Annotated in this window: 7 protein-coding genes; 2 read left to right on the forward strand and 5 right to left on the reverse strand. The window is 41.3% G+C overall.

Annotated features, from left to right (window positions below):
* Nucleotides 1-181: 181 nt before the first annotated feature.
* Both mscL and FFM74_RS06435 read left to right on the forward strand, forming a co-directional pair.
* Nucleotides 182-565 carry a large-conductance mechanosensitive channel protein MscL gene (mscL, locus tag FFM74_RS06430; RefSeq protein WP_137625803.1) on the forward strand — a complete coding sequence of 128 codons (384 nt, stop codon included), beginning with the start codon at nucleotides 182-184 and terminating at the stop codon, nucleotides 563-565.
* A gap of 93 nt (nucleotides 566-658) precedes the next feature.
* Nucleotides 659-1,306 (forward strand): deoxynucleoside kinase, encoded by a 648-nt coding sequence (locus tag FFM74_RS06435; protein ID WP_137625804.1) that lies wholly within the window; start codon nucleotides 659-661, stop codon nucleotides 1,304-1,306.
* Between the two features lie 59 nt (nucleotides 1,307-1,365).
* Here the strand turns inward: FFM74_RS06435 and FFM74_RS06440 are convergent, their stop codons facing one another.
* From FFM74_RS06440 to FFM74_RS06460, 5 genes are read right to left on the reverse strand one after another with little or no spacing between them, the layout of a single operon-like run.
* Nucleotides 1,366-2,052 carry a glycerophosphodiester phosphodiesterase gene (locus tag FFM74_RS06440; protein WP_137625813.1) on the reverse strand — a complete coding sequence of 229 codons (687 nt, stop codon included), beginning with the start codon at nucleotides 2,050-2,052 and terminating at the stop codon, nucleotides 1,366-1,368.
* A 20-nt stretch (nucleotides 2,053-2,072) separates the two neighbouring features.
* Complete coding sequence (locus FFM74_RS06445; protein ID WP_137625805.1) at nucleotides 2,073-3,431, reverse strand: ABC transporter substrate-binding protein; 1,359 nt, start codon at nucleotides 3,429-3,431, stop codon at nucleotides 2,073-2,075.
* Entirely contained in the window at nucleotides 3,428-4,276 is an 849-nt protein-coding gene (locus tag FFM74_RS06450; RefSeq protein WP_171000667.1) for a carbohydrate ABC transporter permease, read from the reverse strand. Before FFM74_RS06450 ends, FFM74_RS06445 begins: the two co-directional genes overlap by 4 nt.
* Nucleotides 4,276-5,232: a carbohydrate ABC transporter permease gene (locus FFM74_RS06455; protein WP_137625806.1), complete on the reverse strand. Its 957-nt coding sequence runs from the start codon at nucleotides 5,230-5,232 to the stop codon at nucleotides 4,276-4,278. Before FFM74_RS06455 ends, FFM74_RS06450 begins: the two co-directional genes overlap by 1 nt.
* Nucleotides 5,207-6,316, reverse strand: coding sequence for an ABC transporter ATP-binding protein (locus FFM74_RS06460; RefSeq protein WP_137625807.1), 1,110 nt, complete (start codon nucleotides 6,314-6,316; stop codon nucleotides 5,207-5,209). Before FFM74_RS06460 ends, FFM74_RS06455 begins: the two co-directional genes overlap by 26 nt.
* Nucleotides 6,317-6,554 lie beyond the last annotated feature (238 nt).

A 6,554-nucleotide genomic window follows, 5' to 3' on the forward strand; every position in this document is an offset into this window, starting at 1 on the left:
CAATTCTTAGTCATACTTTCACTCTAGCGAACTCAAGTTATAAATGCAACCGCTTTTATTGCCGATTTGACTGGATACCATGCAAACTAACTTGAATCGACGGGTTTTAAGCAAAGCGGTTGAGGCCGCCTAGTGTTTTCGCTATACTTAATAAGACAAAAACTGAAGGGAGTTACAAACTATGATTGAAGAATTCAAAACTTTTATTGCTCGCGGCAATGTGATTGATCTGGCCGTTGGGGTCATCATCGGGTCAGCCTTCACTGCCATCGTCAAATCTTTGACGGATTATCTCATTAATCCGTTGATTGGGATTTTCTTAGGCAAAATTGATTTATCTAACTTAAAATTTACCATCGGTGAAGCAACTTTTAAATACGGTGCCTTTTTGAATTCCGTCATCAACTTTTTCATTGTTGCGATTGTCGTTTTCTTTTTGGTCAAAATAATTAATCGGGTTGTCCGCACTGAACCTGCTGATGAAGAAGTTGAAGAAAGCCCCGACCTATCGGAACAATACCTGAGTGAAATCCGTGATTTATTGAAAGAACAAGCTAAAAAATAACGCCAAGCAAAGTTTCTGCCAAATGTCTATATGGTATTGAAACTTTTTTTGTTATACAATATGTAGTGCAATTTTCTATAAAGAGGGGCTATCATGGTGATAATAACAGCAGGAATGATTGGGGTCGGTAAAACCACGTTAACTGGTTTAATCGCCGACCACCTTGATACAAAAGCATTTTACGAACCCGTTGGTGACAATCCAGTCTTGCCACTATATTACTCGGATCCAAAGAACTACGGTTTCCTACTACAAATTTATTTTTTAAACAAACGTTTTGGCATGATCAAACAGGCATTGGCAGACGATAACAACGTCCTCGACCGTTCAATCTATGAAGATGCCCTGTTTACTAAAGAAAACAATGCTGAAGGCAATATCTCAGATACCGAACTAAACGTCTATCTGCAATTATTAGACAACATGATGACTGAACTAACTGAATTACCTAAAAAGGCACCAGACTTGATGGTTTATTCAGAAACCGATTTTGAAACGATTCTTTATCGCATCAAAAAACGTGGTCGTGATTATGAACAATTCGATAATAATCCTGAATTGGAATCTTACTACTACAAGATGTGGACAGCCTATCGCAAATGGTTCGATGAATACGATGCCAGTCCTAAGATGAAGATTGATTTACAAAAATATAACTTAGAAAAACCTGAGAATCGAGACGCTGTGTTGGCACAAATTGATGCTGAACTCGGCAAGATTCGCAACCCAGCTAATGTCTAACGCAAAAAGCACTGCCGTCACGGGATTTCCCGTAAACGACAGTGCTTTTTTGAACCGATCTAACTTACGGCACGAACATCGCGAGCTAATTCAAAATCGTTCGTGATGACGGCACTCACTTGCTTGTTAAATAATTGACGCATTTCATCTGGATCATCAACAGTCCAGACCCGTTCCGAAACGTGCGGCATCGCCTGATAATGTTCTAAATGCAAGCCTTCCAGATGTTCACTTGCACAGAAGCCCTCAGGATCACCAATCCGTGCAGAAGATAGAAAAGCGTACTTCTGGGTTGGGTCTAGTTTGTATCCCCGCTCTAAACTATGCAGATTAAATGATGAAAATACGACCGGATAAACGAGATCAGCTTGTCGTACTAATCGTAAAACAATCCGTTCAATTCCTTGATAATAATGTTTATCCGTTTTGAACTCCAGATTCAAATGTACAGGTTCACCAGCTACCAATTCTAGTAACTCAGTCAAAGCCGGGACTGGTTCCCCATTTGCCAATGAGAATTGGCGCAATTCATCGTAAGTATACGCTGAAATTTTGCCCTGCCCATCCGTGGTACGGTCAATTTTCTCATCATGCATAATGACTGGGACATTGTCCTTTGTCAGATGCACATCAAACTCTAAACCATCAATCTTTTGACCGACCGCGTAGGCGAACCCAGCTAATGAGTTTTCTGGAAACTTCACTGGTACGCCACGATGACCATAAATTAACGATTGACTTGTCATCATCTTTCAACTCTTTTCGGTTATTTCGTCCAGCCATTGGCCAGGTTATTTGATTCTAACACTTTATTGTAAGAATCTTCGGCAGCTTTGAGTGATTTATAGACATCTTTGCCAGCATAAATTTGTTGCATGGCATTTTGAATCAATGAACGTGCTGCAACCACGCCATCCACAAAAATCCCTGAGTTCGTGTAATTTGCCTTGGCACTCTTCAATTGATCACTAGGTACCTTAAGCATTGGCAACTTCTCGTATGACTGCTTTAAGATTGGTTCATTTGCAGAATCCTGGTTGATTGCCAGATAGCCAGTAGCCTTTTCCCAACGTGCTTGGTTTTTCGGATTAATCAAGAACTTCGTAAATTCCCAAGCACCTTGTTGAACGGCCTCCGATTTATCATTTGAAATCCAAAGTGAGGCACCACCAACAGAAATACCATTGGCTTTAACGCCATCAGGCCGTGGATAGTACGTGACTCCCAGATTTTTGCCTAAGCCTTTCGCCAAGACACTCATATCCGCTGAAGTCTGCATGTAAATTCCTAACTTGTTCGACAAGAAGGCAGCCATTTCATTTTTATGGGACCCAAAATTCATGAAATCACCATATTTAACGCGGTCCTGTACCCACGTCATTGATTTAATTGCAGTTGGACCAGTAAAGTTTACCTTTGTTGAAATCCCAGTATGACCATCATGCTGATTCGCAAATTCTTCATTGGCATTTGAAAGAAATTGTTCAAACAACCATGAATAGGACTCAACACTAATTCCCTTCACTTTATGATTTGACCGATCATAAAGTTGCTTCGAAACTCTGGTAATATCACTATAGGTTGGATCAACCGGTGGTGGCGTGATATTATACTTTTTCAATAGCCCAGCATTATAATATAACGTCGTTTGAGACGTATTAAAAGGCATTGCTAATAATGTCCCCTTTCGCGTTGCAACGCCTCGGGCAACAGAAGCAATCTTGCTGACATCATAATTTTCTTTATCAACGAACTTTTGCATTGGGACAGTAAAACCACTGTGATACATTTGACTCGTTGAAATATCCATTGATTGAAAAATTGCTGGCGAGGCATCAGTTCCATGTGTGTTCATAATTTTCTGAATCACATCATTGTAGCCGCCTTGAAATTGAGGAACAATTTCATACTTCGATTGTGATTTATTGAATTCATTAATAAAAGTCACTAGCTTTTTCTGGCCAGGGCCTTTCATTTCATGCCAGAATACCACCCGCGTCCGGCCAGACGCATCATGTACTTGTGACCTTGAATAACCGAAAACACCGAGTCCAATAACCAGAATAACCGCAGCAGCACTAAAAAGTTGCCAATAACGTTTAATGAACTGACTAATTTTTTTCATTTGACGGATCCCTCATTTAAGCCTGATTTAAAGTAGTGTTGACCAATATACAAGACAATCAGTGTTGGTACCACAACGATTGCTGCACTGGCTTGGACCATGCCCCAATCATTGAAAGTTTCTTCTGATTGGAGTTGCCGCAGTCCATCTTGAACTGGGCGTAAATGATCACTAAAGGTCGTCAGCATTGGCCAGAGGTATTGATTCCAGGCACCTAAGAAGCTATAAGCTGCTAATGTACATAAACTAATCTTGGAATATGGCATCACCACTTTCCAATAGAATTGCCAATGTGACAAACCATCGACATCCGCCGCCTCTTTTAAGTCCCGTGGAATTTGTTTAAATGTCTGCCGCAACATAAAAATACCAAATGCCGAGGTTAAAAATGGAATGACCATGACGGAATAATGGTTCAATAACCCGAGCATTTTAACCGTTGCAAAGTTTGGAATCACTTCCGCTTCAAATGGCAACATCATCGTCCCTAAGACGACATAGAATAAAAAGTCACGATATTTAAAATCTAAAAATACAAACGCATAAGCGCCCAATGAACAGAAAAACAAGTGGGCAATCGTTACTAGACTCGCAATGACCAAACTATTCAACAAGTAACGTAAAATCTTAGTTTGCGTGAAAGCCGTCACGTAATTGTGCAAGGTTAATTGCCCGCCACCCCAAAGTGTCCCTTTGGCAATATCCATGGATGGTAAGAAACTCGTCCAAATCCCAAGTGCAAACGGAAAAATCACAATAAACGCTAACAGTGCCAAAAGAATATATTTCAAACTATTACCAAGCAGCCGTTTCTTGGCAACTTGTTTCATCATGGAATTTTCCATTAGTAATTCACCCGCTTTGCTAACAACTTAAATTGAACAAAAGTAATAATGGCAATAATTACGGTCAAAATAATTGCTTCCGTACTAGCTTGTGCATAATTACCATTCATAAAGGCATCCTTGTAGACCCGATAAACTAATAAGTTTGTCGCATTAGTTGGCCCACCACCAGTCATCAAGTCAATCAGCCCGAAGCTCTTGAAGCCAGAAATTAAAGTGATCACTGCGACAAAGAACATCGTTGGTGAGATCATCGGCAATGTGATATGCCAGAATTGATAGCGTGATGTGGCACCTGAAACATCGGCTGCATCATACAAGCTCTTAGGAACTGCTTGTAGCGCACCGAAGAATAGCAAGAATGTAAACCCTAAATGCATCCAGACAGTCGTTGCAATCACTGCCACCATTGCCCACCCTGGCGTTGTTAGCCAGTTAATTGGATGGAAGCCAAACGCGATAACTACTTTGTTTAAAATACCGAGTGTCGGATTAAACATGAATAACCAGAAAACGGCTGAAACGGACACTGATACACCCATCGTCGCTGTAAAAATATTGCGGAAGAACCCGATCCCACGCAACTTTTGGTTAGCCATTGCCGCGAGCAGTAGTCCAAAAATAATGGTAAAAACAGAAACGCTCACAACATAAGTTCCAGTGGCCTTTAAACTAGCAATATAAGAGGCAGATTTCAGCAAAATCGTATAATTTTTAAGTCCTACGAAAACGGTTGGCTTACCAAATGTATCCGTCAAAAATAAACTTAAATATAAAGTCCGTAACATCGGGAAAAACACAAACACCGTTAATAACAAGATTGAAGGACCTAAGAACAACCAGGCATAATACTTATCATTCTTCTTTAACTCGAAACTTTTGACCTTAGCCGTAAGTTTATCGTTGGCTTCTGGGCCTTTTGGTTGTTGCTTAGTTGACGGCAACGATTCGATCATCTTTAACCCCTCCTTGTTCCGCAATTAAGGCTTCATTTTCGTCGAAGACAAAGGCTGGCCCAATGGCGGTAACTGCGATGCGTTGTTCTAACGCAATGTGGACTTGACCATCTTTGACAATTCGAACTTCAACGTCGTTATCCAATACAGCTTCAATAATGGTCTGATCACCAAGCGCTTCGACGTTAACCACAGTCGCATTGCCCTCATTGCCAGTGACGGGTTTCAGATCGAGTTGGTTTGGTCGAATCCCGACGGTGTAAGTCCCAGTCGCAATTGGCGCTGCCAATTCAACTTGTAAGAATTCATCCACGATTAGTTGTGTCGTCGCTGCTTTGCCACTCGTTGTCGCAGTTAATAGGTTGATTTGTGGTGTGCCAAAGAATTGCGCCACAAAGTGATTAGCTGGGTGATTATAAATGCCTAACGGTGAGTCAATTTGTTGCACATGTTGGTCATGCAAGACCATGACATGATCGGCCATCGTCATTGCTTCAGTTTGATCATGGGTCACATAGATTAAAGTCAAACCGAGCTTGCGTTGTAATTCACGAATTTCTGAACGCATCCGCACCCGTAATTGGGCATCTAAATTAGACAGTGGTTCATCCATCAAACAAATCTTTGAGTCACTCGCAATTGCTCGTGCTAACGCGACCCGCTGTCGCTGACCACCAGAAAGCTCACGCGGCTTGCGGTCACGATATTGCGTTAAATTGACCATTTTCAAGGCATCATCAACACGTTGTGTGATTTCAGTCGCAGCCATTTTTCGTGCTTTTAAACCAAAGGCCACATTATCTGCAACACTTAAAAATGGATATAAGGCGTAACTTTGGAAAACCATTGATAAGTTACGATCCTTGGGCGGGACATTGTTCATCACTTGACCATTAATTTTTAAAATGCCGTCCGAGATAGGAATGATCCCCGCAACCATTCGTAGTAAAGTACTTTTCCCACAACCAGAAGGGCCAACGATCACGAATAATTCACCGTCTTGAACTTCAGCGTTTACCTCGCTCAATACTGGCTTGTCGCTATGATCGTAAGTCTTAGTGATGCCTTTCAATTCAATTCCCATATCTGTCCTACTCCCTCAAACAATTTATTAGTGGTCTGAACAAATCAACCACTTCCTAAATCATGCCAGATGAACGTTTCAATCGTGTCGACTTGCTGTAAAGTTTATGTATGGCTTGCGTAAAAACGCGTGTACCAAAAAAAGCCCAATCAACAATAACTGGCTCTTTGTCAACTGTTGTTGGTAATCAGCTATCATTAGCGCCCAGCCGCCCCGTGGCTGGGCGCTTTCTGTACAC

The organism is Lactiplantibacillus pingfangensis (genome assembly GCF_005404945.1).
Classification (GTDB): domain Bacteria; phylum Bacillota; class Bacilli; order Lactobacillales; family Lactobacillaceae; genus Lactiplantibacillus; species Lactiplantibacillus pingfangensis.

Coding starts and splice junctions, on each gene's coding strand:
- mscL (WP_137625803.1), top strand. CDS start 182: ATGATTGAAGAATTCAAAACTTTTATTGCTCGCGGCAATGTGATTGAT.
- FFM74_RS06440 (WP_137625813.1), bottom strand. CDS start 2,052: ATGACAAGTCAATCGTTAATTTATGGTCATCGTGGCGTACCAGTGAAG.
- FFM74_RS06445 (WP_137625805.1), bottom strand. CDS start 3,431: ATGAAAAAAATTAGTCAGTTCATTAAACGTTATTGGCAACTTTTTAGT.
- FFM74_RS06460 (WP_137625807.1), bottom strand. CDS start 6,316: ATGGGAATTGAATTGAAAGGCATCACTAAGACTTACGATCATAGCGAC.
- FFM74_RS06435 (WP_137625804.1), top strand. CDS start 659: ATGGTGATAATAACAGCAGGAATGATTGGGGTCGGTAAAACCACGTTA.
- FFM74_RS06455 (WP_137625806.1), bottom strand. CDS start 5,232: ATGATCGAATCGTTGCCGTCAACTAAGCAACAACCAAAAGGCCCAGAA.
- FFM74_RS06450 (WP_171000667.1), bottom strand. CDS start 4,276: ATGGAAAATTCCATGATGAAACAAGTTGCCAAGAAACGGCTGCTTGGT.